Here is a 255-nt window from a genome sequence, read left to right on the forward strand (position 1 = left end):
GTTGTACGCGGCCTGCGCATCGCTCGCATACGCGCTCAGGTTCGCCGCGCTGACCGCCAGCGCGAGCATGCGGCCGCCGATCACGTCGAGCGGCGAGTGCATGCCGGCGAGAATCCGGTTCTCGCCCAGTTCGAGGCCGCGGCTCACCATCTCCTGGAATCGCTCCGGCACGAGCCACGCCATCGTCATCGCATCGCGCATCGCTTCGGCCTGGTGGCCGCTGATGAAACCGCCGTCGGTCGCGGGCGTCGTGCT

General features: G+C 69.4%; 1 protein-coding gene. It reads right to left on the reverse strand.

Features of this window, described 5'->3' with window-relative positions; all coding sequences use genetic code 11:
* Nucleotides 1-255: phosphatase PAP2 family protein (locus tag SB764_RS42435; RefSeq protein ID WP_410867099.1), on the reverse strand; the 255-nt coding region annotated here is incomplete at both ends.

The organism is Paraburkholderia sp. SIMBA_027, from assembly GCF_046535315.1.
Taxonomy (GTDB): Bacteria; Pseudomonadota; Gammaproteobacteria; order Burkholderiales; family Burkholderiaceae; genus Paraburkholderia; species Paraburkholderia tropica.